The organism is Ensifer sp. R-19, assembly GCF_049905105.1.
Classification (GTDB): Bacteria; Pseudomonadota; Alphaproteobacteria; order Rhizobiales; family Rhizobiaceae; genus Ensifer.
This window is the reverse complement of sequence record NZ_CP184571.1, coordinates 469,211-495,635: the sequence shown is the minus strand read 5'-3', so window position 1 is coordinate 495,635 and position 26,425 is coordinate 469,211. Positions and strand designations below refer to the sequence as shown.

Sequence of the window (26,425 nt, the reverse complement as noted above, 5' to 3'; positions counted from 1 at the left end):
GTTTCTCATCACCTGCCCGGCCGCGCCAGCGACCGGGCTATATCGATGATGTCGTCCCGCGACGCCGTTGGATCGTCCTTGTTCCAGGCAACTCCAAGCCCGATCTTGAGATCGACGCCGCGCACGGGCCGAAGTTCGAAGTTGCGGTTCGGCAGATCCTTCGTCCATTCCGGCGCAAAGCCGATGCCGAGACCTGCCGAGACGAGCGACACCAACGAGAAGGTATCGTCGCAGCTATAAGCAATGTTGCCGGTGAGCCCATGGGTCGCGAACATCTCCGAGAAATACCGTTCGCTGTAGGAGAGGTTCTGACGGGAAAAGGCAATGATCTTCTCGGAGCGCAGTTCCTCGATATCGATCTCGCTTCGAAGCGCCAGCGGGCTCGCCTTTACGACCGCCAGCAGATAGCGCTCATGGGCGATCGAGAAGAAGCGCAAGGATCCAATGTTTTCGACCGGACGGATGAAGCCGAGATTGATCTGGCCGTTTTCTATTCCGCGGATGATGTCGCTGGTCGAGCCGCTTCTCACATGCAATGCGATATCGGGAAACTTCCGGCCGATGCGGGCGAGAAACGCCGGCAGCACGCCGGTCGTTGCCGGATAGACGGTCCCAATCTTGATCGTGCGGGCAGCCTTGCCGGCGACCGAGCGCGCTACCTCGGCCGATAGCCCGACATCGCCGATGATCCGGACTGCGCGGTCATAGAACACCTCCCCTGCCCGCGTCAGCTCGACCCTGCGCGTCGATCGCTCCAGCAGCCGTACACCGAGCTCCTTCTCCAGCGCCTGGATATGCGAACTCAACGCCGGCTGAGCGATGCACATCCGCGCAGCCGCCCGATTGAAGTGCAGCTCCTCTGCCACGGCAACGAAGAACGAGAGTTGGCGCAGTTCCATGAACGCCCTTTCAATCAATTTTGGGTGCGCGCAAAAGGCGAAACTGAAATCGTCGTTCTGCAACTTTTAACATCTTTTCGTATAGAATAGCCAGTTATTTAATTGGACACGCAATGGTCATGTGCGATCATGACACCGCGTGATCTTTTGGCTTGGAACGTTCGGAAATTGAGGGTCAAGCGCGGCCTCTCACAGGAACGCCTTGCGCTCGAAGCGCAGTTGGAACGGGTGTCGATCTCTCAACTCGAGCGCAAACAGGTCAATCTCGGCGTGGATTCATTGGGCAAGATCGCGACGGTGCTCGAATGCAAGATCTTCGAATTGTTCATCGAGCCAAAAGTCGGCGAGGAAGCGCCCTCCAACCTGCCGCGGGGACGCAAGCCCTAATCTGCCAAGCAGAGTTCCGGTCGATACATTATGCGATCCTGAACGCACAAAACCGGAACATAGGGAAACCGCTGCCCCAAAAGCCTGGAAACCAGGGCAGCACTGGATATCGACACCGGCGAACCTACCCGGCCGCACCACGTTCCTACAGAAGCGACGGATTGGGTTTCATGATCCCAGAAACTAGCGTTCGTCCATCGGTTTGGCTCGTGCAAGCCGCTCAGATCACGATGCGCCAAACCGCGATAGCAATCTTTCAAGCTGCTTGTTCTGCAAACGCAGTTTTTCTGTAAGCTGCCGTCTCAGCTGCCGGACCTCTTCATCCAGAGCAGCAACTTCCTCGGACAACGTCGGCGGCGACCGCACATCCCAGGGCGCCTCTCGGGGGCGGATGTCTTCAGCCACAGCAACGGGTCTGACGCCTGTCTTCCTGGCGCGCCGCGGGACTGTCTGCGGGCGCCGCTGGGCCGATGGTGCGACTTCCGAGGCGTGATCGACGGCGCGAGGCCGGTCGACCCTGATGGCCGCAGCCACCTGCTCGATTATCTCAACTGGGTCAACAACGTTCCCGGTCAGGTCTGCCGTCCGGCTCGACGCGTCAACTGTCGGGGTTGCAGCACCTTCCGCCCGATCCAAGGGTGCCGGAGTGCCTTCTTCCGGAGCTGCGGATAGTCTGTTCTGCTTCGCAATCTCGGCCTCCGGCGGGCTCGCAGACTCCTTGGCTGTCCGGCCAAGCGACGCCAGTTCAATCAAATATTTCCAGGGTGACTTCATCGTGCGCCCTCAGCTCAACCGCTCGCACCGGCACCCATTGCGAGGCCGCTCGGCAACCAAAATGTAGGGAGGGGGCCGATCGCGAACTCCAATCGGCCAGCACCGGGGATCAGGCAAGACCAAGGCGCTTGCGTAGATCCGCGTTTTCGGCCCGCAGTTTCTCGGCCAGCGTCTTGCGCAAGCGCGCATTCTCTTCTTCGAGGTGAAGCAGGTCCGTAATGTCATCAAGAACCGGAGCCACCACTGGGGTGGCTTGCTTCTGAGCTGAGGTTTTACCGGCGCCCTTGGCTGCTTTCTTTGCCCGGGTCTTGCCGACGGTCTCGACCAAGGCCACGTCGTCGGCCGACCTCGAGGCATTCTTCCGGCGTCCCCTTCCCGCCTTGGCACCATCTGCCGTCGGAGCGGTCTCGGCGGTTGCTTCCGTAGCGACGTTCTTCGCCCTTGGCCCCCGGCGTTTCTTCGCCGGCGCAATTTCTGCCGGGGTCGTCGTCTCGACGGTCTCGATATTGTTCTCGTCTGCCATGAGTTGTTCCCTCTTCAACTAGCAGTCTTATTTCAAACGCGGACAGAGCAGAGTCAATGAGACCAATCGGACCGGAAACGCGTAAGTGACTCACCATAACCTGCGGTCTAGTTGCGCGGTGAGCAACGGTACCGCCGCGGCCCCCGGGGCGCCGAGACGAAACTCCTGTACCAGACGCGCGAGAACAAAGGAGGTCGCAGCCGTGACGACAATCCTCAGCCAGGAGTGAAGGACGCCGCGCGATCGAGGCGTATCTATCCCATCCGTCTGTTCACGGATTGCTACCAACCGAGCGTGGAGCTCTGCGACCACGCCGCGCAACTCCGCGATCTCTTCCGCAGGGGAAAGAACGGCTTCTGCCACCGAGGGATCTTCGGCGGGACTTTCCTGCTCAAGCTCGTCCAGGTGCTCCCGCAAATGCGATGGGCTCTCAAATCCCCTGGCTTTAATATTTGTCATCGGGCTTTCTCTCCTTTTGCCGCCACTCGATCCTAGTGAAACTCATGCGACAGACGGGAGTTCCCCCGAAGCCACACAAAGAAGATCTTGAGGGAGACCGCACCGGCGCCGAAATGCCGCTGTTCGCCTCCCTCGTCCTGCTCGACAGCCCAGAGGGGCGCGAGATGCTGCGACGCTACGCGGTTTCGTATTTCGACTTGGCTCAGGTCGCGAGTCGGGGCTTTGTGACACGCCGACCTGGGCGCCAATGGCGGCTGGGGGCCGAAAGTTCGGGCTCGACGACGCTGGGATCCGGGACGTCAACCGGTGCGCCATCGCCTTCGCCCGCGATCTGCGTGGCGCCCATTGTCATTCGGTTTGCAAATTTTAATGCCAAGCAAACAATTAACCATTACCCTGAATTGGTATGAACCAATTTACGTAGCGCGGTCGGGGACGGGAACGAAAGCCGCGCGCTCCGGGGGTCTGCCAACTTTCGCGCTAAAGGGGGGTCAGCTTGCACATGAATGATTGGAGCAAAGACGCACGGGGAAATCTTCGAGCATCAACCGTCATCGATTGGAAGGCCGAAGCCGTCACCGCAGACGGGAGTGGTGACATCGTCTTGAGGATCGAATTCAGTGTTGACCCGGGGCGAACGGATGTGTCGTCACTGCAGTTTAGATTGACCGAGCAGCAGGCAAAAAGCATGGGTGCGGCGTTGAGTTCAGCCTCTAACCAACCACCGCAATCGTCGGATCTGATCTACCGCAGCGCCCGACAGCGCGTGCGTACATAGGCGCGGAGCAACAAATGTAGCGCGGCGCCTATGCCAATTGGCATCCCGCGGTTCAATCCGTTCAAACCCATCGCAAGCGAGTACCCTTCGCTGTAGCGCCAAGCATCACGAGCCTGCCAGAGGTACGCAATGAAAACTGACGAAATGTCGCTCAAGTATTTCACTCTCCGGCCCGATGGGGCTGTTGTGGAGATTGAGTTGAATCAGGATATCGCCGCCACGCTCGCACGGCTTCCTGATGATCCTTCGCTTTACTTCGATCTTGGCGAACCACACCTCCTTATTCCGCTGAAGCAGTTGGTCAACGCGCGTGCGCGCGAAAGAGGCATCGTCAATGCCAACCGCCATATGTTGGCCGCGGCGAAAGGCAATCAGGAGAAACGCAAACCCCTGACGGTTCACTCCTTGGACAACGCGCTGTGGCTCGTGGTGGACGGCAATTCGACTTTGCTCAACGCTCGTCATTCGAAGTGGCGGGCGATACCTTGCTGCACTAGATAGTTAGATCCCACTGTCTCGATCACCGGAATCGGCCTCAAGGGTCGAAACAAAACCCACGATGAGCAGGCGGAGAGAAACCCGTGGCGGCCGGCTCGCACTAGAAACCGGGCGACCGCACTAGGACGAGAGAAAGCAGTGTCGACATCCCGCGTTCGCGTCATCGATCTGGAAACGGCCGGCAATGGACCGAACGACGTTTGCGAGATCGGCTGGCAGGATGTGGTCCTTGAAGACCATGGACGTTGGGCCGTCAACGATGAACGTGGCGCGCTGATGGTCAATCCAGGACGGCCGATTTCGCCCGACACGATGGCCATCCATCACATTCTCGACGAACAAGTCGCCGGCGCGCCCTACTGGAAAGATGTCGCGCCAGGAGTGTTGCGTCCGCCCGGCAGGATCGACGCTCTTGCTGCACATCGTGCGGCCTTCGAGCAGCGGTACTGCACCACTCGCCTGACCGGCGGCTCACCCTGGATTTGTACCTGGAAGTGCGCCCTACGGGTTTGGCCCGAGCTCCCGCGGTTTTCCAATCAGATGCTCCGCTACCAGCGTATGCCGGAAGGTCTCGTTCACGAGATAGGACTGCCGGCCCATCGAGGCATGCCGGATGCCTATGTCACGGCTCATCATCTGCGCGACCTGTTGAACGCGACATCGCTCGATCAGTTGCTGGCGTGGAGCGCCGAGCCGGGGCTCCTGCCGCGCGTGCCGTCCGGGCCAGATCGCGGGAAGGGTTGGGATCGTCTTAGCACCGAGACGCTCACGGAATTTCTTCACGATAGAGATAGCGATATCCGTTTCAGCGCCCAGACCGAGTTGGCAAGGCGGGGTGAACTCGAGCCGCCCGCTGTTATCGAGCCAGCGCAGCGAACCTTGCTATGAAAGCGACCGACGCGTCGCGCACGCGCCGGAGGGTGGGCGATGCCAAGGTGGCGCTTGGTGAAGATGGCCCTATCTGGTGGGACGACGGCGAACCGGATCTTAGCCGGCGTCTCGTGAAGAACACGCAGCCTGCGCTTGCACATCTGCCGTCGTAAGGCACATTGCCCCCACCCAGCATCGACAGGACTTTGGCTTGAAGACCCGCAAACCGCTCATCCTCACCGCCCGGATCGCGGAGACAGACCTTGAACCGTTCGATCGCCTTCGAAAGGCGCATTTTCCGTCGGATCGAAACTTCCTTCGAGCTCATCTGACGATGTTTCAGCGGCTACCGGGTGAACACCTCGAGCGGATCGTCGGAGAATTGCAGTCTGCTGCCACCAAGCGTGGCCAGATTCGCGCGGAGGTAGCCAGTGTTCGCCATCTCGGCGCGGGTGTCGCGTTCACGATAAGAAGTCTTGCACTTGAGCAGCTCTATGCAGAGTCAAGAACCGCTTTCATGCCATGGTTGGGTGGCCAGGACATGCAGGGGTGAGGTCTTCAGTGCAAGAATACCACGTGAGACCTCATGACATCTCTTTTCCGGGACACAATCGCCATCCCCAGCAGGTTACTTTGTCCGCACCCAGCACAAGGGTTCTTGTCTAGGTGCCGATGGCTCACCCCTTACACTGGTAAAGCGATGGACGGCAGATGTCCGTCCTTGATTTGCGTCCCGAGCTTCCAAGGGCGCGACCTCATCAGGCGATGGTGAAATATCCCTTTTGGACGGCTGTTGTCGCATCCATGCTGGCGCCGCGTTCATCTCCGATGAAACCGCGGACCGCTTTAAGGTCGCGGGCGTTCAGATGGAGCTCATACGTGGTCTCCGGCGCTTTCTTCCGGTGCTGGCAGGAACGAGACGTTCTCACCGTCGCCGAGTAGAACCCCGGAGGTATACTCAGTCCGTCGATGTGAACGTCAGTCTCCGCTATGAGACCTATAATCCTTCCTCGGCTTGGCATTATTTTAGACCCCTGGCGGTTCCTTCAGAACGGAGCGATCCTGCCTTATTCTACGGCGCACCAGTCGCGGATATGCGAGATTGCGAACCGCATCTGAAGCCCCGGTATTCTACGACCAACGTGTCCGCTTCCCGACGCATGAATATTCCATTCTGCTTGAGTGAGACTTACGCCGAATGGATCTGGCCGGGTCGCACTCTGTTTGTAGCGCACCGCACCTGACAGGTCTGCTGCCTTGACCACCCGTCGTCCCTTACAATGGCTTCCTGAACACAGTGGAGTTCCGCCATGAGCGAAGACGCCTTCAACATGTCGATCCGCACGTTCCTAAAGGAAGTCGGCATCACCTCGCAGCGCGAGGAGACGGTGCGCGGAGGGCAGGCCGGCGGCCAAAGCTGAAGGTCCGCATGACGCTGGCGGCGGAAGGCACCGACCTCGACCACGTAGTGAATGGCGAGATGGAACTTCGCGACGTCCCCCAGCCGCCTAGGGAAGCCGACGGGTGGGCTACAAGCCTCGGCCAATGCACGGCATCGAACCCTGACCCAGGGACATGATCCAAGGTAGGAAAGGCGCGACTTACATCGCATGCCGTCGCAGCAGGTGTTCAAATGAGGATCTGTTGCGGTTCAACGAATTGGTTTCGGGTCTTCGGCAACCCCAAAGGTCAAATGCAAGGGAGGGCGGCGACCGGTCGTCGCCCTACCTCTCTGAGCACGAATTTGCAGGGACGTTTGCTCAGAAATTCTGCCAAGCCGCCACTAGAAAGCGTGACGGAAAGGGCTTGTCTGTAACCGAAGTGGATTCCTCAGATCTATTGTGCCGCTGGTCGTCCCAACACTTTGGAATCACAGATCAATGGCCGGTTCGACGATCGCCATCGTTGCCTCGACGTGATGTCGCGCGGCGCGCTCCGCTTCGTCTTCGTTGCGGTTGACGAGCGCTTCAAAAATGCGTCGATGTTGAAGATTGGTTTCCTTGACCTCAGACTCGGAAAACAGGATCGGCACCCGAAGCATCCAGTAGTGGAACTGGGTCCGTTCATGGAACTGCGCTAGGAACAGGTTCTTCGACGCGGTCACGATCAATTTGTGGAACTGGGTATTGAGGCTGTTCAGTTCGCCGCGCGTCAATGTTTCGCCGGGCTCCATCGCCTCGATCAGTCGAGCCAATTCATCCAGCTCGCTTTGCTCGGCGTGGCGCACGGCAAGCCGGGCGGTGGCCGCCTCGATCGCGGCGCGGCTTTCGAAGATGGCGCGCACCTGGCTCCGGTCGACCGTTTCGACGACCCATCCCCGTTCACGGCTGAGGAACCCTTCACCTTGAAGGAGCAGCAGCGCTTCGCGTACGGGGGTGCGCCCGACATTCAAACGCTCGCATAGATCGTCTTCGACCAGACGCTGGCCCGGCTTAAGTTCGACACCGAGGATCATGCTGCGTAGGCGATTGCGAACATCCGACGCAATGAACTCGCCAGCCGAGGCCTTTCTTGACGCCATCGATCTTTTACCTTTCAAACGCTATCCAAGAGCAGCCCGTACTTATGACGTCCCTCACCGGCGCAATGCAAATAACTCTTCGATCCACCAGAGGATTGAATATATCAATTCGTATATGGACTAAGGTTTCGCGACATTCAAGAGCGCTGGAAGGGACAGAAAAGACTATAGCTCTCCACCATGACCACTTTTTCTAACCTATTCACCCAGCTCTCGGGAACGCTGGCATGCCGCTTCGACAGCGCGCTGCATAAGGGGCGCCAGGCCATGGTCGGCGTCCATGAGGACCGAAAGAGCGGCTGCGGTCGTGCCGTTCGGGCTTGTCACCTGCGCCCGCAATACGGACGGATCGACCTGCGGATCCAACGCCATCTTCGCCGCCCCGAAGAGGGTCTGCTTGGCAAGCGTCATGGCAAGGTCCGGCGGCAGGCCGGCGGCAACGCCTGCCACGTTGAAGGCTTCGAGGAGGTAGAAGACATAGGCGGGCCCCGAACCGGACACGGCCGTCACCGCATCCATCATCCCTTCGTGCTCAACGAAAGCGACGCGCCCGATGGCCGAAAGCAGGGCGTGCGTGCGTTCAAGGTCCGGTGTGTGTGCATTCGCGCTCGCGCAGCAAACGATCATGCCTTCCCCGACGGCAGCCGGCGTATTCGGCATGCCGCGGACGATCACAGGCCCCTCTCCCGCATTGCGGCGCATTGCGCCGATGGTGACGCCCGCGGCGACCGAGATTAGCAGCCCGCCCGCCCGCAGACATCCGCGACTGGCGGCGATCGCATCCGCAACCGCCTGCGGCTTGGTGGCGACCACCAGGATGTCAGCCTCGTAGCCCGACGGCAGATCGGCCGCGGCGGCATAGGCCTGCGCGCCGACCTCTTCCGCCCTTTGCCGCAAGCCCTCGTTCACTTCCACGACAGAGAAGCGGTGGCCAGCCATTCTGGTCCAGATCCGCAGCATGGCGAACCCCATATTGCCCGCTCCGATCAGCAGAACCTGTTTCATGACGACACTCCCTTCCGACGTGGTTTCAACCGGGTTGTCCCTCTCCCCTGCGGGCGACCAGGCCGCTCGCAATGATCAGGGCTGCCCCTGCGACCGTCATGGCGTCCGGTATCATGCCGAACACGAGGTAGCCAAAGCCCGTGGCCCAGAGGAGGTGGGTGTAGGAAATCGGTGCGAGGCGGGACACCTGCGTCTCCGGCCGGCGATAGGCGAAGGCGATGGCGACATGCGCCGCCAGCCACAGCGAGGCCATCGCGACCGACAGGACCACGTCAACGGCGGTCAATCCCCGGAAGACGAACGGCAGCGCCCCGGTCAACAGCACGAAGCCCGTCAGGGCGGAATAGGCGAGCGTGGTCGACAGGCTGTCGGCCATCACCGCACGTCGCGTCATCACCAGGGCCGTCGCCCAGCAGGCGGCAGAGGCGATCGAAAAGAGAGCGGCGGGATTGTAGCCGGCCAGGCCCGGACGCAGGATGACCATCACCCCGAGCAAGCCGCCGAAGACGCCCACCCACCGCCAGGCGGGCACACGCTCCTTGAGAATCAGCACGCAGAGAAGGGTGACGAGGCACGGGGAGATGAAGACCAGCGCCGTCGCTTCGGCCATTGGCTGCAGGCGTAGGGCCGCCACCAGCAGGATCGTCGCCCCGGCCATGCCGAGGCCGCGAACGACCTGGCCGGCGGGAAAGACGCTGCGGGCAGGTCTGCCAAAGCGCAAGCAGATGCATGTCAGGAACAGAGAGGCCACCAGATAGCGGAACCAGGCGATCTGCAAGGGATGGAATCTCACCGACAGGTGCTTGGCGATGACATCCGACGCCGCGAACAGAAACATTGCGGCAAGGCAGAGCAGGACACTTTCGCGTCCGCGGACGACGGCGCGCGGATCGATGCCGGTCCCCGCGACGGAAAAGAGGCGCGCCATCGCTAATCCTCAGGACTTACGGATTTCGAGCACGATGCCGGCCTTTTCACGGGTGTCGAAATAGCAGAAGCCCGATCCGTCCGTCTTCTTGCCGCGGGCGATCACCGCAAGGCCGAGCGACCGGCCCCGCGCCTCGGCCCCATCGCGATCTTCCACTTCGAAGCCGAGGTGATAGACGCCTTCGCCGCGCTCATCGAGAAAACGCTTTTGAGGCGAGTCCAACTCCCCCGGCTGGCAGAGCTGGATCTGCACGTTGTCGAGATCGCAGCACTTGTAGCGCATGGCGTCCGAAGCCGCCCTGTTCGGCACATCAAATTCCACATAGGCGCCCTTCTTCGGATAATCGAACCAGGGGCCGACGCCAAGGCTCTCGTAGTAGGAAACCGTCTTCTCAAGATCGTGGACGACGATACAGACGTGGTGCAAATGCTGGAAAATGCCAGTCATGGCGAGGCCCTCATTCGGGATTGTAGGCAAAGGCTTTGGCCGCGCCGGAGCGACGCAGGCAAGCGGACGGATTGGAAATCGACGGGCGGCTGACAAAATCCGCCTACTGCGTTGCCGGTAGCAACCGCGCCAGGAACTGCCGGGCGCGATCGCTCTCCGGCGAGGTGAAGAATGCCTGCGACGTCGCATCTTCGGCGAGGCGGCCCCCCTCCATGAAGATCACACGGTCGGCAACGTCCCGGGCGATGCCCATGTCGTGGGTGGCGATCAGCATCGTCTGGCCCTCTTCGGCGAGCTTGCGGATCGTCTCAACCACTTCCTGCGCCAGCTCCGGATCGAGGGCGGAGGTCGGCTCATCGAGCAGGAGGACACGCGGCTGCATGGCAAGCGCCCTGGCGATGGCGACGCGCTGCTGCTGGCCGCCGGAGAGTTCCGACGGATAGGCGCCCGCCTTGGCCTTCAGCCCCACCTTGGCGAGCAGGTCCAATGCCAGCGCAGCCGCTTCCGCCTTCGATCGTTGCAGAACGTGGATTGGGCCGCTCATCACGTTTTGGAGCGCCGTCATGTGCTTGAACAGGTTGAAGTGCTGGAAGACCATGCCGATCTTTTGCCGCTGACGGCTGATTTCCGCGTCGGACAGCTCATAGAGGGCCCGGTCGCCCAGCCGGTAGCCGATCAGGTCGCCGTGCACGTAGATCCGGCCAGCGGAAATGGTTTCCAGATGGTTGACGCAGCGTAGGAGCGTCGACTTGCCGGCCCCGGACGGGCCGAGCAGCGCCACGACCTCGCCCTGCGGCACGTCGAAGCTGACATCGTTGAAGGCCGAGACGGTTCCCCATTTCTTGGAGACGCCGACCACGGAAACGGCGTAAATTTCTTCGTGTGCGGTGCTCATCTTTGGGGGAAAACCTTTTCGAGAACGGTCTGGATCGCCGTGGCGAAGGCGGTCATGACGAGATACCAGAAGGCGGCGACCGCCAGCAGTTCGACGACCTGGAAATTGGAGGAGTAGATGTCGGTCGCAACGCGCAACAGCTCGAGATAACCGATGGCCGATGCGAGCGACGACGCCTTCAGCAGCATGATGTACTGGTTGCCCGCCGCCGGAATGATGATGCGGCCGGCCTGCGGGATGACGACCTGCGTGAGCACCTGGCGCTGGGTCATGCCGAGTGCCGTCGCTGCGGCCCGCTGCCCCTTGTCGACCGCGAGAATGCCGGCGCGGATGATCTCGCTCATATAGGCGCCCTCAGCGAGGCTGAGGCCGGCGAGCGCGGCAAGGAACGGCGTCACCAGCGACGTCGTCGGGGTACTGAACAGCGGCTCGGCTATGAAAGGCAGGCTGATGGTAATCGAGGGGAACATGATTGGCACCGCGTTGAACCAGAAGATGAGCTGGATCAGCATCGGGGTGCCGCGGAAGAGATAGACGTAGGTCGAGGAGATCGCGACCAGGATGGGATTGCCGCTCACCCGCATCAGGGCAGCGACGAAGCCGATCGTGGTGGCGATGAAGAGTGCCAGCGTGCCAAGCATGAGGGCGTTGACCGCCCCCATCACGATGAGCGGATCGAAGATGTAGTCGGCAAAGACGCCGAGATTGACGATCCGCGCGCGAATGGCTGCATGGACGACCGTGACCACAACCAGCAGGGCGACAGCGCCGAGGATCCAGGCACCCCAGCGGCGTCGATGCACGATCGGAAGTTCGGAGGCAGAGAGACGGTGCGTCACGGCCATGGCCTTTCCTCCCCGTCAGCGCTTGCTGGCCGGCAGATTGACGGTGATCTCCGGCAGCACGGCGCCACCGACGCCCCACTTGTCCATGATCGTCTTGTAGGTGCCGTCCGAGAGCATTTCCTGCAGCGTCGTTTTCACAGCGTCGCGCAGCCCCGCATTATCCTTGGAGAAGCCCCAGGAGGTGATGTAGGGCGTCAGCATGTAGTTCCCGCCGACAATGGAATATTTGCCGGGAAACTGCGTATCCATGTAGACGAGCGCCGGGAAGTCTCCGAGATAGGCATCGACGCGCTTGAGATCGAGTTGCATGCGTGCGTCCGGCGCGGAGGGAAGCTGCTCGGCGCGGATGGCCGCTTCGCCTTTCGCTGTGCAGGCGGCGGACGCTTCCTCGACCTTGGCCATGATGACGCGGCTGCCCAGAAGCGTTGCGACCGACTTGCCGCAGAAATTCGCGATGGTCTTGTACTTGTCCGCATCTTCGGCGCGCACCATGGCAGAGCCGCCGGAGGCCATGTAGTTCACGAAATCGAGCTTCTGCTCGCGCTCCTCGGTGTCGCTGATGCCGCCGGAGGCGACGTCGAAACGTCTGGCTTCGATGCCGGGAATAAGGGCCGCATATTCGGCCTGGACATATTCGAGCTTCAGGTCGAGCCGTTTGGCGATCTCCTGCAGGAGATCGGCGCTTGCGCCGGTGACTTCGCTGGCGCCCGGTTGACGAAATTCGATGGGTGGAAAAGTCTGCTGCGAGCCCACAGTGATCTTGCCGCCCTGGCGGACGGCCTCGGGCAAGAGCTTTGTCCCCTCCCCGGCGTAAACGGCGCCGGCAAAGACGGCCGTCGTCGCGGCCGCTAGCATGAGCGTGCGGATTATCCCATGTTTCATTGCATTACCCCTGTCATTGTTGATCTTGTCTGCAATCGGTCTGGGCGGACAGCGGCATCGGCAGACCGACGCCGCCGCAGTCGTCAGCGCGAATCGGCGCCCTTGCCCGGGATGGCCGACGGATTCGGGCGGTCGGCGCGCGGGCACTCGGCGGCATTGTCGAAGACCGCCTGCACCTTCGCGATATAGTCTGGCGAGAAGCCCCACTGCTTCATCCCGGCCGGGATATGCTCCCAGTAGAAGTTCGGCGGTCGCATGGCGATGCCGGGCGTGATCAGACGATAGGTCCAGCAATCATATTGCTTGCCGTCCTCGCCATAGACCGTCACGCAGCAGCGTTCGAAATCGTCGTAATCCTCCTCAAAATGCGACTCGTCATGCTCGAACACGACGCCATGGGCGCGCTCGCCCCAGGCTTCCGCTGTGCCCAGGAGATGGCACCAGCCGCGATCCTTGCGGTCGCCCGCCGCATGGAAGCGCAGCGCATGGTTGGCCGCATAGGCCTTGGTCACCGGCTTTGCCTCCGGCATGAACCGGGCGATCTCGATGTCGTGCAGCCATGTGCAATAGGCGAAGTAGTACATGAAACCCTCTTCCATGGGGCGAAGGCTCGCTCCCATCGTTGTTACGTTAGAGTGGAGATTGCCGTTTGCCAGATCTCCATATATGGTTTCGTATATGACAAAATATCCGCAGTCAAGCCATCGGCCGCGCGCGCTTTCGGAAGGGAGAAAAAGGATGATCAAAATCTTGGACAGCCATGCCTATCCGGGCTGCCCGGCGATCGCCGCGGCGGGACAGCGGGACGGAGCTGAGCATGTGGAATTCAGTGACGGCACGGTGGCGGGCGCACATGTCGAGCGCCTGGGTGACGGCCGGATCGTCCTGACGATCGATGCCTACAGAACCAGCAAGGGCACAGCGATCGCGCGAAAGTCGTGGGAGTTGGAAAACCGGGGCGGCGATCGCTGGCGCCTCAGCCGCCGTCTCGACCGAGACTGACTGTGATCTGCGGGGATGTCAGTTCGGCTGCCGTCCGGAAATTTTTCCCGAAAGGACGACGAGGCCGAGGGACACAAGGAAGATAAGCGTGCCGACCACGGCGATCTGCGGCGGCAATTCGCGGCGCATCAGGCCATAGAGCCAAGTCGGAAACATGATCGTTCCGCCGGCGGTGAAATTGGTCAGCACGAAATCGTCGAGCGAGATGGCGAAGGTGAGCAGCGCGCCGGAGAGAATGCCCGGCAGGATGATGGGGAGCCAAATTGTGCGGAAGACGGTGAAGCCGGAGGCACCGAGGTCGCGCGCGGCCTGTTCTAGCGTCACGCCGGCGCATATGACGCGCGATCGCACGTTGATGATGACGAAGCTGAGGCCAAGCGTCGTATGGGCCGCGATGACGCTTGGAAAGCCGAGGGGATAAAACAGCCCGCCCGTCAACGTCTTCAGGAGCGGGATCGTCGCCGTCGCCACGAAGAGGATCAGCATGCCGGCGCCAAGCACCACTTCCGGGGTCGCCAAAGGAATGAAGGTGAGGCCCGAAACCGTTCCGCGCCCGATGAACTTGCGACTTCCCAGCGCGAAGCCAACCGGCGTACCTAGCAGGGCCGCCAGCAGCGCCGAGACCGCAGCCACGACGAGGCTGTTGCGGATCGCCACGCCAAGCTGCGGCACGGCGAAGGGGTAGCGCCAGGCCTCCAGCGAGAAACTGCCCAGCTCGTAATTGAAGCGGCCGCCGGGATCGTTGAAGGAGAAGACGGTCATCGTGGCGACGGGTGCGAACATAAAGACGAGGGCAAGCCCGATCATGAGCCTGACAGCCCAGCCTTCGCGCGCGGTGGTGGTGCTAGACGACATCGAGAAGCTCCGTGCCGCGGATGAGACGCAGGAGAAGGGTGAGCAGCAGCATGGCGGCGATCAGCAGCGTCGTGGAAAGCGCGGCCGCCCCGGCATAATCCAGCTCCACCAGGAATTTCGCCTGGATGACGTTGCCGAGCATCTGCGTGCGGATGTCCCCGAGCAGGGCGGCGTTGACGTAATCGCCGAGCGCCGGAATGAACGACAGCACGGCCGCCGCAATGAAACCGTTGCGGCTGAGCGGAAAGACGATCAGGGCAAAACGCTCCGTCATCGTGCCGCCGACAGCCGCGCCGAGCAGCATCACCGCCAGCGCGAAAGCAATCGGCCCCGGCGCGGCGATGCTGCCCCCACCGAAGAAGACCGCGGCGAGCAGGAGCCCGATGGCGAGGCCGCCGGCCCCGCCCATCGCCGCACCGCGTGCGCCGCAACGGCCGGAATAGAGATCGTCCGCCGCCGCGCACTGCGTGCGGTCGATGCGGTTGAAGGCGGCGTAGAGCGGCAGGAGGACGAAGGGCACGAGCTGGTAGGTCAAGCCCGCTACCACTGCGAAGGGCGTTCCAAGCACCCGCACCTCTAGGCCCGTCACCGCATGGATGGGAGCGAAGAGCGGACCGTTGGCACCGAGCAGCGTCTGCCAGGCGACAATGCGGATGAGATAGCTCGTTAGGAAGGGCGCGAAGAAGGCGAAGAGCAACACGGCCTTCCACCGCCCGCCATAGAAGGAAATGCCATAGGCGACCGGCATGGCGATGGCGAAGGCGAGAAGGGTGGCCGAGAGGCCGATCAGCACGGAATTGAGCAGGTTGTTCCAATAGAAGGGGATGGAATCCGCATAATTGGCAAGCGACCAGCCGGTCGCCGTCAGCGCGAAGGGATCCGCGCTGACGGACATGCGCAGAATATAGACGAGCGGTAGGACGAGGAGGGCGACGAGCCAGGCCAGCGTCGGCAGCATTTCCGGCCAGCCGGCCCGCGCCCGGGGAGCGCGCGCGCCGGCCGCCTTTGCGAGCGGAACCATCTCAGCCACTGATCATCTGCGTCCAGGTCCGGGCGATCTGGGCGCGTTCGCGCTGGTCCCAGGACGCCGGATAGGGGAACAACCGGTCGAGCACGTCGGCAGGCGGGAAGATCAAGGGATTGGCAGCAAGCGCCGGATCGACCTTCGCAAGCTCCTCCTTGACGCCGACGGCATAGGGATATTGCAGCGTGTAGCGGCAGAAGCTCGCGGCATTCTCCGGCCGGAACCACCAGTCGATGAAGGCGAGCGCGGCAGCCGGATCGGCGGCCCCTTGGGAATGCCGAGCCGGTCTACATAGGCTGGGGCGCCCTCCTTGGGCACGGCGAAGCCGACCTTGGTCGGATCGAGCTGCGAGATGTTGACGGGCGGCGCCATGGAAGCGATCAGGTCGCCGTTCGAGAGTTTCTGGCCGGCATTCTCGCCCTGCGCTGGGAGGAGCTGCCCGCTTTCGATATGCGGCTTTAGGAAGGACAGGACCTCCAGGGCCTCCTCGAGCGTCATCTCAGCGGGAACGTTGTCGATCTTGCCCTCGTCCTTGAGATAAAGCCCCCAGGCCGCAACGTTAACAACGGGAGTGGCGTAGAGACCGACTTTGCCCTTCACCGCCGGGTCGAGCAGTTGGCCCCAGGACCCCAGACCGTCCTTGAAATGCGCTCGGTTGAAGGCAAGGCCTACGGGCGCGAAGTCGAAGGGGATGGCGATATCGGCATGTTTGACCGATTTCAGCGACGGCAGCAGGTTCTTCTGCACATTGGGGAGCGCAGCGGGATCGAGCGGTTCGAGCCAGCCGTTCTCCGCATAGAAGGACGTATAGGCGCTGGAGATGCAGATCACGTCATAGCCGATCGGCAGGCCGGCGGTGAACTGCGGGCGGACGCTGGCGAAGAACTGGTCGGCATCGGAGATGACCTCGCGATAGTCGACCGTAATCCCCGTCGCTTCCTTGAAGCGGGCGATATCGGCCGGGTCGCATTCGCCGGAATTGGCGGCCCAGGTAATGGTGCCCTCCGCGGCATGGGCCGCGGAGAACGGAATGGCGAAGCGGCCGCCCATGACACCCGCACCGGCGAGGATGAGCTTGAGCGCCTGCCGGCGATTGGCCGTGAAGCGATACCTGTTCATGGACGTTCCCCTTTTTGATTGGTGAATCTGGTCAGTCGCGTACGTGGATGAAGATCTTGCGGATCGGGCCGGGCTGCTCCCAGCTTCCCTCGTCTTTCTCATTGTAGATCAGGAGGTCGCCGGAATTGGCGACATGCGTGGCGCCGTGCTGGTCGGTCACGGTGACGTCGCCTTCGATGACAAAGTCGAAGCACTGGCCGGTACCGAGCAGGTCGCCGAAGTCGGCGTCGCGGCGCCATAGGCCGACCGTTACGCGGTCATCGGCCGATTTCCAGACGGACGCGTGCTGGCCGATTGGATTGCCCGGCGTGCGGTCCCCCGGCATGTCGCCGTAGTCGTGCCAGTCATTGGCCGGATCGCCGAATTTAATAACCTGCACGCCGCTCTTTGCGGCAGTTTCGATGATGTTGTCCTTGGGCATGCGCTTCCTCTTTCACATGATGGTGCCGCCGGGCGGCTCGGTTTGCCTGCTAGGATGCAGGGATGACGTGCGCCTTCGTCTCGTCGAAGGCGATGCGGCAGGGCGCGCCGGGGGTGAGCGACGGCCGGTCCTGCTGCTTGATCGTGACCGCGCTGCCATCGGCCAGCGTGGCGAGTAATTCGTGGTGATCGCCGACATAGGTGCATTTGGCGAGCGTCGCGGCGATGCCGCCGGCCGCGCCGTCCTCCACCAGCCGCATATGCTCTGGCCGAACCATCAGCAGGCAGCGCTGCCCTTCGGGTGCGAGCGCGCCGGCAAGGCACACCGTGATCCCAGCATCGAGAACGAGGGAAAGGCCATCCGCCACGGTGGCCCTGCCAGGCAGCAGGTTGGCGCTGCCGACAAATTCCGCGACGAAGCGGCTCTGCGGGCGCTCGTAGATCTCGCCCGGCGTGCCGATCTGCTCGATCCGCCCGGCATTCATAACAGCGATGCGGTCGGACATGCTGAGCGCTTCCGACTGGTCGTGCGTGACGAAGACCGTGGTGGTGCCGATATCGCGCTGGATCGCCTTCAATTCCTCGCGTAACTGTTTGCGCATCAGGAAATCGAGCGCCGAAAGCGGCTCGTCGAGAAGCAGTACGGCGGGTCGGTTGACGAGGGCGCGGGCGAGCGCCACGCGCTGCTGCTGGCCGCCGGAAAGCTGGGTGGGCCGGCGGCCGGCAAAACCCTGCATGCCGACGCGCTCCAATTCGGCCAGCACACGCTGGCGCCGTTCACCGGCCGGCACCTTGCGACGCTTCAGCCCGTATTCGACATTCTCCGCCACGCTCATATGCGGAAAGAGCGCATAGTTTTGGAAGACATAATTGGTCGGCCGGCGCGCCGGCGGCAGGTGCGTGATGTCCTCGCCGCCGGCGAGGATCTGCCCACCCGACGGGCGCGCGAAGCCGCCGATCGCCTGGAGCGTCGTTGACTTGCCGCAGCCACTCGGCCCAAGCAGCGTGAAGAACTCGCCCGGCGCGATGGCAAGATCCATCGAGCGCACGGCCTCGACCGGCCCGTAGCGGCATACCAGAGAGCGCAACTCCACGCCAGCTTGCGATATGGACATCGGGCAAACCTCGCATCTAAAGTTTTTGTTATTCGCAAACTGAAATTTCAGTCAGCGTATCTTTTCTCGTGCGCTTGTCAACGCTATTTCTGGGCAAACCGACCGAAACGGGAACCATGCATGCGATCTGAAATTTCTGAAGTGGGCAAAAACCAGCGCGACGGCGGAAGCTCCGCCGTCGGCCTTGCTTATGAGAGCATCCGCGACCGGATCATCTCGCTTACGCTTTCCCCCGGCGCGCCACTGAACGAGACGGATCTAGCGGGGGCCCTCGGGGTCGGTCTGACGCCAGTCCGCGATGCGATCAAGCGCCTGGCGCTCGAACACCTGATCGTCGTCTATCCACGCCGCGGTACCTTTGTCAGCGAGATCAACCTCGCCGACGAGCGCTGGCTAACTGAGGCGCGCGTGGAGATGGAGGGCTTGGCGGCAGAGCTGGCGGCTTCGCGCGCCAGCGTCGAGGAACGGCGGGCGATCATGGCCTGTGTAGAGACCCTGCTCGGAGAATCGCACCCGCTGCGCATCAACGCGCTCGACACAGAATTCCATCGCCTCCTCTATCGCGCCGCGCACAATCCCTTCCTGGAAGCCTCCCTCAACCAGTATCTCAACCTCAGCGTCCGGCTCTGGTACTATTGCCGCGACCGCCTGCGCGCAAAATCCTCCGACGGGGACTTCCATAAGCAGGTGGCGGATGCCGTGATGGCCGGGGATCCGCAGGCCGCACGGGCCGGCATCGTCGCCCATCTGCGCCAGTCGTCGGCTGACCTGCGCGAGGTGATGTGATGCTCAGCCCGTGTAGGCCGCAACGAGCTGCTTCAACCGCGTCGGCCCAAAGCTTGCGAAATGGCCACCATGCACGATGCCGACGGGAAAATCCGCCACGCGCGCCAGCGAGGCGCGATAGGCCGCCCTGTCGGAGTGGAACGTGTCGTCGATAAGGTCGCCGTCATAGACGATGTCCCCGGCAATCAGCGTGCCGGTCGCCCGTTCGAACAGCGCGATGCCGCCCGGTGAATGGCCGGGTGTGTGGATGACCTCGAAGCGCCGATCGCCGAGATCGACCACGTCGCCGTCCTCGACGAAGCCAGTCGGCGGGCACGGTTTGACGCGATAGGCGGCGCTTTCCCAGCCTTCCGGCGGGGCGATGAACATGTCCTCGTTCGCATAGCCGGCCGCGAGCGTCCATTCCGGCCGGGGATCGACGAAAATCTCCGCTTCGGCCGGATGGGCAAGGTGGGTGTCGAATTCGTGGGTGCTGCCGATATGGTCGAAATGGGCATGGCTCGACACACAGACGATCGGCCGCCCGCGGAGCAGCGGCACATGCGCCCGCAGGCCGAAATGGCCAAGGCCAGTATCGACAAGAAGATCGCGCTCCGTCCCGCGCACGAACCACATGTTGCAGCGGAAAAAAGGGTGGATCCAAGGTTCGTGGATCATGAAGACGCCATCGGCGAAGGGGACGACCTCATACCAGTCTTCCGCGCGGATACGGACGGCAGGGTTTGAAAGGTTCAGTGTCATCGCATGGCCTCGTGGTAAAAACCGATCTTGCGCACCGCCCGGTGACCGGACGGCGCGCAAGGCGGGGGAGGAAACAGGGCGTGGCGCCGGAGCGCCACGGTTGGTTTAAAGTGCCCACACGCCGGACAAATCGTGCATGTTGACGCCCCGCAGGGACGGCTCCAGCCCGCCGAACTTGCCACTGACGGCCTGAAGGCTGTCGCGGAAGCCCCAGACGATCCAGCCCGCCTTGTCGTGCACGAGTTGCTGGAAGTCGTTAAGATACTGGCGCGCCTTGTCGCTGTCGCCGGTGGAAGAGGCCAGCTTAAACAGTTCTGCCGCCTTCTCGTCCTTCCAATGAGACTCGTTGTAGGGCGAATCCGGTAGCAGCGAGTAACCGGCCGTCACCGACAGAGGGTTGGGGCCGAACATGTCCTGGCTGAACTCGACCTTCAGGTATTTCTGGTCATAGAAGCTCGACAGGTCGGCTGAGGCCACTAGCTTGACGGTGACGCCGACCTTCTTGGCCTGCTGGGCGAGAACCTGCGCCGCCGCGGAATTCCACGGGGCCTCGGGGCTCGGATGCAACTCGATCTGCAGCCCTTCCTGGCCAGCTTCCTTGAGCAGGAACTTCGCCTTGTCCGGGTCGTAGGCCCGCTGGGGGATACCGGCGTTGTAATAGGGGTCCTGTGCCCAGCCGAGATCGTTGCCGATCCGCCCGCGCCCGGCATAGACGTTGCGCACCAGCTGCTCGCGGTCGACCATCAGTTTGAACGCTTCGAGTACGCGCGGATCCTTAAACGGCGGCTGGTCCACCCGCATGGTGAAGGGCTCAAAGGAAGCGCCGGCTGCTGAAAGCAGCTTGATATCCTCCCGCCCCTCGATGGTTTTCGCCTGCGTGAAGGCGAGGTTGGGCATGGCGTCGATCTGGCCGCTCATCAGAGCGTTCAGGCGCGCCGTCGTCGGATCGGCAAAACCGATCACCTCGATACGGTCGAGATAGGGCTTGCCGTCGAGCCAGTAGTTCGCGTTGCGCTCGGCGACGAACTTCTGGTCCTCGAAGCTGACGAACTTGAACGGCCCCGAGCCCACCGGCTTCTTCGCGTCGAAATCGCTCGGCACGATCGATAGGCACGGATGGAAGAAGGCCTGCTTGAAGAACGAATAGGGATATTTCAGCTTCAGGCGGGCCGTGAGCTTGCCGTCCTTCTCGATGCCCTTAGGATCGAGTGCCTCCAGGCTGCGCGCGGCAAGCGAACCGGTCGTCGTCATGGCGCGCGTGATAGAGAAGATGACGTCGTCGATCGTCACCGCCTTGCCGTCATGGAAGGTCACGCCATCCCGGATGCGGATGGTCCAGACCTGCGCCGTGGCGTCAGGCTCGAAGACCTCCGCCAGCGAGTCGTAGGGTTTCCCGGTCGCATCCTCTTTCACGAGCGAATCGTACATCGCCCGGCACATCATGGCGGCAAAGCCGGAAAAGGCGAGCGCCGGATCCATGTTGTCCTTGGAACTCGCATCCTCCGCGCCGACCCGGAAGGTGCCACCCCGTTTCGGGGTCGCATTGTCGGTCGCGTGAGCACTCCGCAACAGGGAGGGGCCGGCGAGCGCCGCGGCTGCGGCAATGCCGCCGCCGAGGAGGACATTGCGTCGTGTAACCATTGCGGGCATGAGCAAACTAGGTTTCATCACCGGCTCCTTCGGCCTTGGAGTGATCAGGAGTTTTGCAGGTTCAGTTGGCAGCATCCGCCATGGCGCTGAGCCGCGGCGACACGTAGAGCGGCGTCGTGCGTCCCGAGGCGTTCATGTGGACCTTCTCGTTGAAGACGAAGCCCGGCGCGTTGTCGTAGGAGAAGGCCGCCACCATGCGGTCGCGCGTGCCGTTAGACGGCGCGACACGGTGCAGCGACTGGTCGCCGTAGAAGAGCACGAGCGTACCGGCGTCCTGGGACACGGAGATCACCTCGTCTGAAGTGCCGCGTAGCACCGCCTCGACACGATCGAGGCCCGGATTGTCCTTGTCGCGGGTATGTGGCACGAACTCGAATTCGCCGCCCGATTCCGGGCGTTGCAATAAGAGCGTGACCACCCAGTCATTGCCGTCGAAGTGCCAGTCGTGGGTCTGGCCGTTGTTCATCATGATGACGGCGAGCGACAGGAACGGATCGACGATGTGGTGGACGCTCTGGTCCAGGATTTCCGCGAAGAACGGCGGCAGGCCGCCCCATTCGTAGATCTTGCGCAGCTCGCTCTCGCCATCGAAAATATCGGCCGACAGCATGCGCTGGATCAGCGGCTGCGGCTTACGGAACGGATGGTCGGCCGGCAGCGACGGGTCGAGCGTTTCCTGCGGATAGATGAAGCGCAGGAGGTCGCGGGCATAGGCCTTGCTCTTGAGACTTTCCACCTCGGCGACGCAGGTCGCCAGGCCCCTCTCGGTCAAGAAACCCGGAAAGCTGGCAAGACCACTTTCACGCAGCGAGGCCTTGGCATTCTCGATCAATTCACGGCGCTTCGGGCTCGCCAGATCATCGATCGGGTAGCGCTCGAGGTCGACCAGATGGCTGACGTCGGGGGCTTGCATCGTGCTCATTTCTTCACTCCTCATTTGGCTGGTTAGCTCCACCAGAGCCGCGGCGTGCTCTGGAGTAGATTCCGTGTGTAGGCGTCTTGCGGCGCATCGAGCACTGCATCGCTCGGCCCCTCTTCCACGAGCACCCCGGATTTGACGACGGCGACCCGGTCGGCGATGGCGCGCACGACCGCGAGGTTGTGCGTGATGAAGACGATCGTGGTGCCGGACTGCCGGTGCAGCGTCTTCAGAAGCTGGACGATCGACGCCTGAACAGAGACATCAAGCGCGCTGGTGATCTCGTCGCAGATCAGGATTTCCGGGTCGGCCGCGATCGCACGCGCAATCGCCACGCGCTGGCGCTCGCCGCCGCTGAGCTGCTGCGGGTAGCGGTCGTGAAGACGCGGGTTGAGGGCCACCATCGACAACAGGTCGGCCACCGATTGGCGCGGCGCCCCGCCCTTTTCTGTGAAGGCCGCGATGGATTGCGCGATCAGCTCCTGCACCGTGCGGCGAGGATTCAGCGAACTGTAGGGGTTTTGGAAAATGTACTGCACCGCGCGCCGCTGTTCCGTGCTGCGCCGGCGGGTGCCAAAGGCAAGCGTCTCGCCGTGCAGCTGGAGGCTACCCTTTGCGTCTGTGTGCAGGCCGCCGAGACATTTGGCCAGCGTCGTCTTGCCGCTGCCGGATTCGCCGACGATGGCGGTGCACAGGCCTTGCCGTATCTCCAGGTCGAGGCCATTTAGGATGCGGACATTGCCGTATCCGGCATCAAGCCCCGATACGCCGAGCAGCACGGGCTTTTCCACCCTTTCCGCCGCCGCCTCGATGGCCGGCACCCGGAACGGAACGGTATCATCCGTCGTCTGCCGGCGCAGGCACGCCACCTTGTGCTCATCCGAATGGAGCCGCAGCAGCCGCGGCTCCGAGCGGCGACAGCTGTCCAGCACGTCCGGGCAGCGCGAGGCGAAGACGCAGCCGCCGTCCCGGCTCGCCACCGAGGGGGCATGGCCGGCAATGCCGCGCAGCTTGCGGCGGACCAGCGGATCGGGGATCGCCGAGATCAGCAGCCGCGTATAGGGATGTTCCGGGGAGCGCAGCGTGAGACGGGTCGGCCCAGATTCGACGATGCGTCCGAGATACATGACGGCCACGCTGTCGGCGAGATCGTTCACGACGGCGAGATCATGGCTGACATAGACCGCCGCCGTGCCGTAGCGCGCGCACAGATCCCGGACCGTCGCCAGCACATGGGCCTGGGTGGTGACGTCGAGCCCCGTCGTCGGTTCGTCGAGGACGACGACAGCCGGCCTGCCGATGAAGGCCATGGCAAGGCCGACGCGCTGCTGCTGGCCGCCGGAAAGCTGATGCGGAAAACGCTTGAGGAATTCGGGCGTCGCCGGAAGGGCGACATCCGCGAGCGCCTGCGCCACGCGCTCGGCCGCGCCAAAGTCCTTGCCATCCTTGTTGAGAGCTTCCAGCATCTGCGCGCCGATGCGCATGGCAGGGTTCAGCGAGGCGCCGGGGTCCTGCGGCACATAGGAAATCAGGCGTCCGCGCTGGCGGCGGATTTCCTGCCAGGCAAGCGGCAGAAGATCCGTGCCCCGTATGCGAACCGATCCTGCTGTTATCGCCGTGCCGATCTTGGCATAGCCGAGCAGCGCCAGCGCCGCCGTGGTCTTGCCGGAGCCGGATTCGCCGACGAGACCCATAATCTCGCCCGGCTGCAGGCTGAAATTGATGTCGGCGACGATATTGGTCTTCGAGCCGACGACATCGACCCGCAACCCCTCAACCTGAAGGGCGGCCTGCGTCCCGCCCGCCGGCACGCCGAGGTGGTTTGGCGCAACGTTCATCATTCACCCCCGGATGTAATGGTGCGGCTCACGCCGGCAGTTTTCTGGCTGAAGGCGTCGGTGAAGAGGTTCGCGCCGATCGTCGCGATGCAAATCGCCGCCACAGGCAGGAGGACCGGCCAAGGTTGCAGGAGCAGGCCCGGCTGGTTCTCGTTGATCATCAGGCCCCAGTCGGCGGCCGGCGGCTGGACGCCGAGGCCGATGAAGCTGAGCGAGGCGACGATGCCGATCGACCAGGTTGCCCGCAGGCCCAGTTCGAGCGCGACGAGGCCGGCAAGATTAGGCAGCAGTTCGCGCAGCATCACGCCGAAGCGGCTGGCGCCGATCATCTCCGCATAGACGACGAATTCGCGCTCCGAGAGCTGCAACGCCGAGGCATAGATGACGCGCGCCGTGCGCGGCACATGCGAGAGCGCCACCACGATGCAGACGAGCGGCAGCGAGGTGCCGATCATCGAGGCGACGAGCAGCGTGAGGACGAGGGCGGGAAAGCACAAGAGCACATCCAGCGCCCGCATGATGATCGAACCGACCGTGCCCTTCATATAGGCCGCAACCAGTCCGAGCGCCGTGCCGAGCCCGACGCCGAGAAGGGCCGAGATGGCCGCCAGCACCATGATGGCGCGCCCGCCGTGCAGGAACCGGCTCAGCGTGTCGTGCCCCAGATAGTCCGTGCCGAACAGGGCGTCCGGTCCGGGTGGATCGAACGGTATTCCCACAAGGTCTTCGGGATCGACCGAGGTCAGCCAGGGTCCTAGGATCGCGAGCAGCACGACCGATCCGAGCAGAATTGCGCCGATGCGGCCCTTGGGGGTGCGGAGCGTAGAAAGAAAGATGCCGGCGGGCTTTTTCCTGACGACGGGCGCGGGATGGTCTTCGTGGGCTTGCAGGACAGTCATGCCGTCACCTTTGTGCGCAGACGCGGAGTGAGAGCGACGACGACGAGGTCGGCCAGGATGTTCACTCCGATATAGATTATTGCGAGAACCAGCGTCGTTGCCTGCACCACGACCAGATCGCGGTTGCGCACGGCTTCCACGAGGGCGCTTCCCAGTCCCGGGAACTGGAACACGGTCTCGACGATGATGGCGCCGCCCGCCATGTAGACCAGCGTGACGGCAAAGACCTGGATGAGCGGGCCGGCCGCGTTGGCAAGCGCATGGCGCAGCACCACGCGTCCCTCCGGCACGCCCTTCAGCCGCGCCATGGCCACGAAATCGCTGTCGAGGATCTCGATCATCGACGCGCGGATGGTGAGCGCGATGTAGGGCAGGATCGTCAGCACGAGCGTCAGGATCGGCAGGACGAGCATGTCGAATTGCGCGAAGATCGACTGGTCCGCATTATAGATCGACACGGCCGGGAAAAGCTGGAAGACGGTCGTGCTGAGGACGAGCACGGTCAGCACCGCCAGCGCGAATTCGGGAATGCCGGTGATCACCAGCATGGTGAGGGAAATCGCGTGGTCCGCCGGGCTGTTCCGCCGCACGGCCGCGAAGACGCCGATGGCCGTGCCAAGTGGAAAGCCGATAAAGACGGCGAAAGCCATCAGCGTCAGCGTCCTGAGCCCCCTGCTGACCATCAGGTCGCCCGCCGGCTCCCCACTGACGACCGACACTCCGAAATTGCCCGTCGCCAGATCGCCGATCCAGGCGAGGTAGCGCAGCGCCGCCGGCTGGTCGAGATGATGCTCGGCGCGGAAGGCAGCAAGCGATTCCGGCGTGGCGGTCTTGCCAAGAACGGCGACGGCAGCATCCCCCGGCAGCGCGATCGTCGCCACGTAGATGATCAGGGACACGAGCACGAGCGTCACCGCGCCGCTGCCTAAGCGTCTCATTAGCATCCTCACCATTTCAAAAACCTCCCGTGAGGCCGTCAGTCGCTCGGCCACCACCGCGCCGCGCGCAGCCGTTCCAGGGCATGCCACAGGGCGGGGATATCCCCTCGAAGGGGCAGATATCCGTTCTCGCGACCGCAGGCGGATTTGCGCCTGTGACCAACGTCGGCTCGCTTCGACGGGGCGAACCGCACGCTTCTGCACTTTGCTTATTGTCATTCATGGCGCGCGTTCCCTTGCTATTCGCCACTTCATATACGAAACGGTATACGAAAGAATCTATTGGTCAAGAGCCTAAGATCATCCTTGCTCAACAAACTTTAACGATATAAACATTAGAACCATGAAATACGAAAAGCGCAAGGGTGCCGGGGCAAAAAAACCCAAAAGGCCCTGAATTAACCCGAG

Annotated in this window: 30 protein-coding genes and 1 pseudogene; 8 read left to right on the top strand and 23 right to left on the bottom strand. The window is 62.6% G+C overall.

Annotation, left to right across the window (positions count from 1 at the left end; genetic code table 11):
• Window positions 1–8: 8 nt before the first annotated feature.
• On the bottom strand, window positions 9–899 hold the full coding sequence (locus ACN9MO_RS32855; protein ID WP_057248654.1) for a LysR family transcriptional regulator: 891 nt from the start codon (window positions 897–899) through the stop codon (window positions 9–11).
• 168 nt (window positions 900–1,067) lie between these two features.
• Here ACN9MO_RS32855 and ACN9MO_RS32850 point away from each other — a divergent pair, with 168 nt between their 5' ends.
• A complete protein-coding gene (locus ACN9MO_RS32850) occupies window positions 1,068–1,286 on the top strand; it encodes a helix-turn-helix domain-containing protein (RefSeq protein WP_255571634.1) in 219 nt (72 codons plus the stop codon).
• Window positions 1,287–1,511: 225 nt separating this feature from the next.
• Here the strand turns inward: ACN9MO_RS32850 and ACN9MO_RS32845 are convergent, their stop codons facing one another.
• The 3 genes from ACN9MO_RS32845 to ACN9MO_RS32835 form a co-directional block, all read right to left on the bottom strand.
• Window positions 1,512–2,060, bottom strand: coding sequence for a hypothetical protein (locus ACN9MO_RS32845; RefSeq protein WP_425988575.1), 549 nt, complete (start codon window positions 2,058–2,060; stop codon window positions 1,512–1,514).
• 109 nt (window positions 2,061–2,169) lie between these two features.
• Window positions 2,170–2,583: a SyrB-like regulator gene (locus ACN9MO_RS32840; RefSeq protein ID WP_192495105.1), complete on the bottom strand. Its 414-nt coding sequence runs from the start codon at window positions 2,581–2,583 to the stop codon at window positions 2,170–2,172.
• A gap of 90 nt (window positions 2,584–2,673) precedes the next feature.
• A complete protein-coding gene (locus ACN9MO_RS32835) occupies window positions 2,674–3,042 on the bottom strand; it encodes a hypothetical protein (RefSeq protein WP_057248642.1) in 369 nt (122 codons plus the stop codon).
• 907 nt (window positions 3,043–3,949) lie between these two features.
• On the opposite strand from ACN9MO_RS32835, the gene ACN9MO_RS32830 reads away from it, so the two are divergent.
• The 5 genes and pseudogenes from ACN9MO_RS32830 to ACN9MO_RS32810 all read left to right on the top strand — a co-directional run.
• On the top strand, window positions 3,950–4,321 hold the full coding sequence (locus ACN9MO_RS32830) for a hypothetical protein (protein ID WP_192495106.1): 372 nt from the start codon (window positions 3,950–3,952) through the stop codon (window positions 4,319–4,321).
• 135 nt (window positions 4,322–4,456) lie between these two features.
• Window positions 4,457–5,206, top strand: coding sequence for an exonuclease domain-containing protein (locus ACN9MO_RS32825; RefSeq protein ID WP_112997268.1), 750 nt, complete (start codon window positions 4,457–4,459; stop codon window positions 5,204–5,206).
• Entirely contained in the window at window positions 5,203–5,361 is a 159-nt protein-coding gene (locus ACN9MO_RS32820; RefSeq protein WP_156414582.1) for a hypothetical protein, read from the top strand. Before ACN9MO_RS32825 ends, ACN9MO_RS32820 begins: the two co-directional genes overlap by 4 nt.
• A gap of 38 nt (window positions 5,362–5,399) precedes the next feature.
• On the top strand, window positions 5,400–5,741 hold the full coding sequence (locus ACN9MO_RS32815) for a hypothetical protein (RefSeq protein WP_425988569.1): 342 nt from the start codon (window positions 5,400–5,402) through the stop codon (window positions 5,739–5,741).
• 757 nt (window positions 5,742–6,498) lie between these two features.
• Window positions 6,499–6,680: pseudogene (locus ACN9MO_RS32810) on the top strand (DUF6494 family protein); the annotation flags it as partial.
• Between the two features lie 378 nt (window positions 6,681–7,058).
• On the opposite strand, the gene ACN9MO_RS32805 reads toward ACN9MO_RS32810, so the two are convergent.
• From ACN9MO_RS32805 to ACN9MO_RS32770, 8 genes are all read right to left on the bottom strand, one after another.
• Window positions 7,059–7,709 carry a GntR family transcriptional regulator gene (locus ACN9MO_RS32805; protein ID WP_425988566.1) on the bottom strand — a complete coding sequence of 217 codons (651 nt, stop codon included), beginning with the start codon at window positions 7,707–7,709 and terminating at the stop codon, window positions 7,059–7,061.
• A 198-nt stretch (window positions 7,710–7,907) separates the two neighbouring features.
• Window positions 7,908–8,714 (bottom strand): pyrroline-5-carboxylate reductase, encoded by an 807-nt coding sequence (gene proC, locus ACN9MO_RS32800; protein WP_425988563.1) that lies wholly within the window; start codon window positions 8,712–8,714, stop codon window positions 7,908–7,910.
• A gap of 25 nt (window positions 8,715–8,739) precedes the next feature.
• Window positions 8,740–9,642, bottom strand: coding sequence for a DMT family transporter (locus tag ACN9MO_RS32795; RefSeq protein WP_425988560.1), 903 nt, complete (start codon window positions 9,640–9,642; stop codon window positions 8,740–8,742).
• 9 nt (window positions 9,643–9,651) lie between these two features.
• Window positions 9,652–10,089 carry a VOC family protein gene (locus ACN9MO_RS32790; RefSeq protein WP_425988557.1) on the bottom strand — a complete coding sequence of 146 codons (438 nt, stop codon included), beginning with the start codon at window positions 10,087–10,089 and terminating at the stop codon, window positions 9,652–9,654.
• Between the two features lie 103 nt (window positions 10,090–10,192).
• Complete coding sequence (locus ACN9MO_RS32785; RefSeq protein ID WP_425988554.1) at window positions 10,193–10,984, bottom strand: amino acid ABC transporter ATP-binding protein; 792 nt, start codon at window positions 10,982–10,984, stop codon at window positions 10,193–10,195.
• The gene (locus ACN9MO_RS32780) at window positions 10,981–11,829 is read right to left on the bottom strand and encodes an amino acid ABC transporter permease (protein ID WP_425988551.1); all 849 of its coding nucleotides are present in this window, start codon (window positions 11,827–11,829) and stop codon (window positions 10,981–10,983) included. The genes ACN9MO_RS32785 and ACN9MO_RS32780 overlap by 4 nt, the downstream gene beginning before the upstream one ends.
• Before the next feature lie 15 nt (window positions 11,830–11,844).
• A complete protein-coding gene (locus ACN9MO_RS32775) occupies window positions 11,845–12,711 on the bottom strand; it encodes an ABC transporter substrate-binding protein (protein ID WP_425988549.1) in 867 nt (288 codons plus the stop codon).
• A gap of 83 nt (window positions 12,712–12,794) precedes the next feature.
• Window positions 12,795–13,310 carry a gamma-glutamylcyclotransferase family protein gene (locus tag ACN9MO_RS32770; protein WP_425988546.1) on the bottom strand — a complete coding sequence of 172 codons (516 nt, stop codon included), beginning with the start codon at window positions 13,308–13,310 and terminating at the stop codon, window positions 12,795–12,797.
• A gap of 139 nt (window positions 13,311–13,449) precedes the next feature.
• Here ACN9MO_RS32770 and ACN9MO_RS32765 point away from each other — a divergent pair, with 139 nt between their 5' ends.
• Window positions 13,450–13,713 (top strand): hypothetical protein, encoded by a 264-nt coding sequence (locus ACN9MO_RS32765; protein WP_425988543.1) that lies wholly within the window; start codon window positions 13,450–13,452, stop codon window positions 13,711–13,713.
• 18 nt (window positions 13,714–13,731) lie between these two features.
• Here the strand turns inward: ACN9MO_RS32765 and ACN9MO_RS32760 are convergent, their stop codons facing one another.
• From ACN9MO_RS32760 to ACN9MO_RS32740, 5 genes are all read right to left on the bottom strand, one after another.
• A complete protein-coding gene (locus ACN9MO_RS32760) occupies window positions 13,732–14,568 on the bottom strand; it encodes an ABC transporter permease (RefSeq protein ID WP_425988540.1) in 837 nt (278 codons plus the stop codon).
• Window positions 14,558–15,598: an ABC transporter permease gene (locus ACN9MO_RS32755; RefSeq protein WP_425988537.1), complete on the bottom strand. Its 1,041-nt coding sequence runs from the start codon at window positions 15,596–15,598 to the stop codon at window positions 14,558–14,560. Before ACN9MO_RS32755 ends, ACN9MO_RS32760 begins: the two co-directional genes overlap by 11 nt.
• A gap of 102 nt (window positions 15,599–15,700) precedes the next feature.
• Window positions 15,701–16,711: an ABC transporter substrate-binding protein gene (locus ACN9MO_RS32750; protein WP_425988534.1), complete on the bottom strand. Its 1,011-nt coding sequence runs from the start codon at window positions 16,709–16,711 to the stop codon at window positions 15,701–15,703.
• Window positions 16,712–16,742: 31 nt separating this feature from the next.
• A complete protein-coding gene (locus ACN9MO_RS32745) occupies window positions 16,743–17,132 on the bottom strand; it encodes a cupin domain-containing protein (protein ID WP_425988531.1) in 390 nt (129 codons plus the stop codon).
• A 49-nt stretch (window positions 17,133–17,181) separates the two neighbouring features.
• On the bottom strand, window positions 17,182–18,246 hold the full coding sequence (locus ACN9MO_RS32740) for an ABC transporter ATP-binding protein (RefSeq protein ID WP_425988528.1): 1,065 nt from the start codon (window positions 18,244–18,246) through the stop codon (window positions 17,182–17,184).
• A 120-nt stretch (window positions 18,247–18,366) separates the two neighbouring features.
• On the opposite strand from ACN9MO_RS32740, the gene ACN9MO_RS32735 reads away from it, so the two are divergent.
• Window positions 18,367–19,032: a GntR family transcriptional regulator gene (locus ACN9MO_RS32735; RefSeq protein ID WP_425988525.1), complete on the top strand. Its 666-nt coding sequence runs from the start codon at window positions 18,367–18,369 to the stop codon at window positions 19,030–19,032.
• A gap of 3 nt (window positions 19,033–19,035) precedes the next feature.
• On the opposite strand, the gene ACN9MO_RS32730 is transcribed toward ACN9MO_RS32735, so the two are convergent.
• The 6 genes from ACN9MO_RS32730 to ACN9MO_RS32705 all read right to left on the bottom strand — a co-directional run bounded on the left by ACN9MO_RS32730 (window position 19,036) and on the right by ACN9MO_RS32705 (window position 26,023).
• Complete coding sequence (locus tag ACN9MO_RS32730) at window positions 19,036–19,773, bottom strand: MBL fold metallo-hydrolase (protein WP_425988522.1); 738 nt, start codon at window positions 19,771–19,773, stop codon at window positions 19,036–19,038.
• 105 nt (window positions 19,774–19,878) lie between these two features.
• Window positions 19,879–21,441, bottom strand: coding sequence for an ABC transporter substrate-binding protein (locus ACN9MO_RS32725; protein ID WP_425988519.1), 1,563 nt, complete (start codon window positions 21,439–21,441; stop codon window positions 19,879–19,881).
• 43 nt (window positions 21,442–21,484) lie between these two features.
• Window positions 21,485–22,345, bottom strand: a complete 861-nt coding sequence (locus ACN9MO_RS32720; protein WP_425988516.1) for a 2OG-Fe(II) oxygenase — start codon at window positions 22,343–22,345, stop codon at window positions 21,485–21,487.
• A gap of 23 nt (window positions 22,346–22,368) precedes the next feature.
• Window positions 22,369–24,180, bottom strand: coding sequence for an ABC transporter ATP-binding protein (locus tag ACN9MO_RS32715; RefSeq protein ID WP_425988513.1), 1,812 nt, complete (start codon window positions 24,178–24,180; stop codon window positions 22,369–22,371).
• Window positions 24,180–25,079 carry an ABC transporter permease gene (locus ACN9MO_RS32710; protein ID WP_425988510.1) on the bottom strand — a complete coding sequence of 300 codons (900 nt, stop codon included), beginning with the start codon at window positions 25,077–25,079 and terminating at the stop codon, window positions 24,180–24,182. Before ACN9MO_RS32710 ends, ACN9MO_RS32715 begins: the two co-directional genes overlap by 1 nt.
• Window positions 25,076–26,023, bottom strand: a complete 948-nt coding sequence (locus ACN9MO_RS32705; RefSeq protein ID WP_425989379.1) for an ABC transporter permease — start codon at window positions 26,021–26,023, stop codon at window positions 25,076–25,078. Before ACN9MO_RS32705 ends, ACN9MO_RS32710 begins: the two co-directional genes overlap by 4 nt.
• Window positions 26,024–26,425 lie beyond the last annotated feature (402 nt).

Coding starts and splice junctions, on each gene's coding strand:
- ACN9MO_RS32855 (WP_057248654.1), bottom strand. CDS start 899: ATGGAACTGCGCCAACTCTCGTTCTTCGTTGCCGTGGCAGAGGAGCTG.
- ACN9MO_RS32845 (WP_425988575.1), bottom strand. CDS start 2,060: ATGAAGTCACCCTGGAAATATTTGATTGAACTGGCGTCGCTTGGCCGG.
- ACN9MO_RS32840 (WP_192495105.1), bottom strand. CDS start 2,583: ATGGCAGACGAGAACAATATCGAGACCGTCGAGACGACGACCCCGGCA.
- ACN9MO_RS32835 (WP_057248642.1), bottom strand. CDS start 3,042: ATGACAAATATTAAAGCCAGGGGATTTGAGAGCCCATCGCATTTGCGG.
- ACN9MO_RS32830 (WP_192495106.1), top strand. CDS start 3,950: ATGAAAACTGACGAAATGTCGCTCAAGTATTTCACTCTCCGGCCCGAT.
- ACN9MO_RS32820 (WP_156414582.1), top strand. CDS start 5,203: ATGAAAGCGACCGACGCGTCGCGCACGCGCCGGAGGGTGGGCGATGCC.
- ACN9MO_RS32805 (WP_425988566.1), bottom strand. CDS start 7,709: ATGGCGTCAAGAAAGGCCTCGGCTGGCGAGTTCATTGCGTCGGATGTT.
- proC (WP_425988563.1), bottom strand. CDS start 8,714: ATGAAACAGGTTCTGCTGATCGGAGCGGGCAATATGGGGTTCGCCATG.
- ACN9MO_RS32795 (WP_425988560.1), bottom strand. CDS start 9,642: ATGGCGCGCCTCTTTTCCGTCGCGGGGACCGGCATCGATCCGCGCGCC.
- ACN9MO_RS32790 (WP_425988557.1), bottom strand. CDS start 10,089: ATGACTGGCATTTTCCAGCATTTGCACCACGTCTGTATCGTCGTCCAC.
- ACN9MO_RS32785 (WP_425988554.1), bottom strand. CDS start 10,984: ATGAGCACCGCACACGAAGAAATTTACGCCGTTTCCGTGGTCGGCGTC.
- ACN9MO_RS32780 (WP_425988551.1), bottom strand. CDS start 11,829: ATGGCCGTGACGCACCGTCTCTCTGCCTCCGAACTTCCGATCGTGCAT.
- ACN9MO_RS32775 (WP_425988549.1), bottom strand. CDS start 12,711: ATGAAACATGGGATAATCCGCACGCTCATGCTAGCGGCCGCGACGACG.
- ACN9MO_RS32770 (WP_425988546.1), bottom strand. CDS start 13,310: ATGGAAGAGGGTTTCATGTACTACTTCGCCTATTGCACATGGCTGCAC.
- ACN9MO_RS32765 (WP_425988543.1), top strand. CDS start 13,450: ATGATCAAAATCTTGGACAGCCATGCCTATCCGGGCTGCCCGGCGATC.
- ACN9MO_RS32760 (WP_425988540.1), bottom strand. CDS start 14,568: ATGTCGTCTAGCACCACCACCGCGCGCGAAGGCTGGGCTGTCAGGCTC.
- ACN9MO_RS32750 (WP_425988534.1), bottom strand. CDS start 16,711: ATGAACAGGTATCGCTTCACGGCCAATCGCCGGCAGGCGCTCAAGCTC.
- ACN9MO_RS32745 (WP_425988531.1), bottom strand. CDS start 17,132: ATGCCCAAGGACAACATCATCGAAACTGCCGCAAAGAGCGGCGTGCAG.
- ACN9MO_RS32740 (WP_425988528.1), bottom strand. CDS start 18,246: ATGTCCATATCGCAAGCTGGCGTGGAGTTGCGCTCTCTGGTATGCCGC.
- ACN9MO_RS32735 (WP_425988525.1), top strand. CDS start 18,367: ATGCGATCTGAAATTTCTGAAGTGGGCAAAAACCAGCGCGACGGCGGA.
- ACN9MO_RS32730 (WP_425988522.1), bottom strand. CDS start 19,773: ATGACACTGAACCTTTCAAACCCTGCCGTCCGTATCCGCGCGGAAGAC.
- ACN9MO_RS32725 (WP_425988519.1), bottom strand. CDS start 21,441: ATGAAACCTAGTTTGCTCATGCCCGCAATGGTTACACGACGCAATGTC.
- ACN9MO_RS32720 (WP_425988516.1), bottom strand. CDS start 22,345: ATGAGCACGATGCAAGCCCCCGACGTCAGCCATCTGGTCGACCTCGAG.
- ACN9MO_RS32715 (WP_425988513.1), bottom strand. CDS start 24,180: ATGAACGTTGCGCCAAACCACCTCGGCGTGCCGGCGGGCGGGACGCAG.
- ACN9MO_RS32710 (WP_425988510.1), bottom strand. CDS start 25,079: ATGACTGTCCTGCAAGCCCACGAAGACCATCCCGCGCCCGTCGTCAGG.
- ACN9MO_RS32705 (WP_425989379.1), bottom strand. CDS start 26,023: ATGCTAATGAGACGCTTAGGCAGCGGCGCGGTGACGCTCGTGCTCGTG.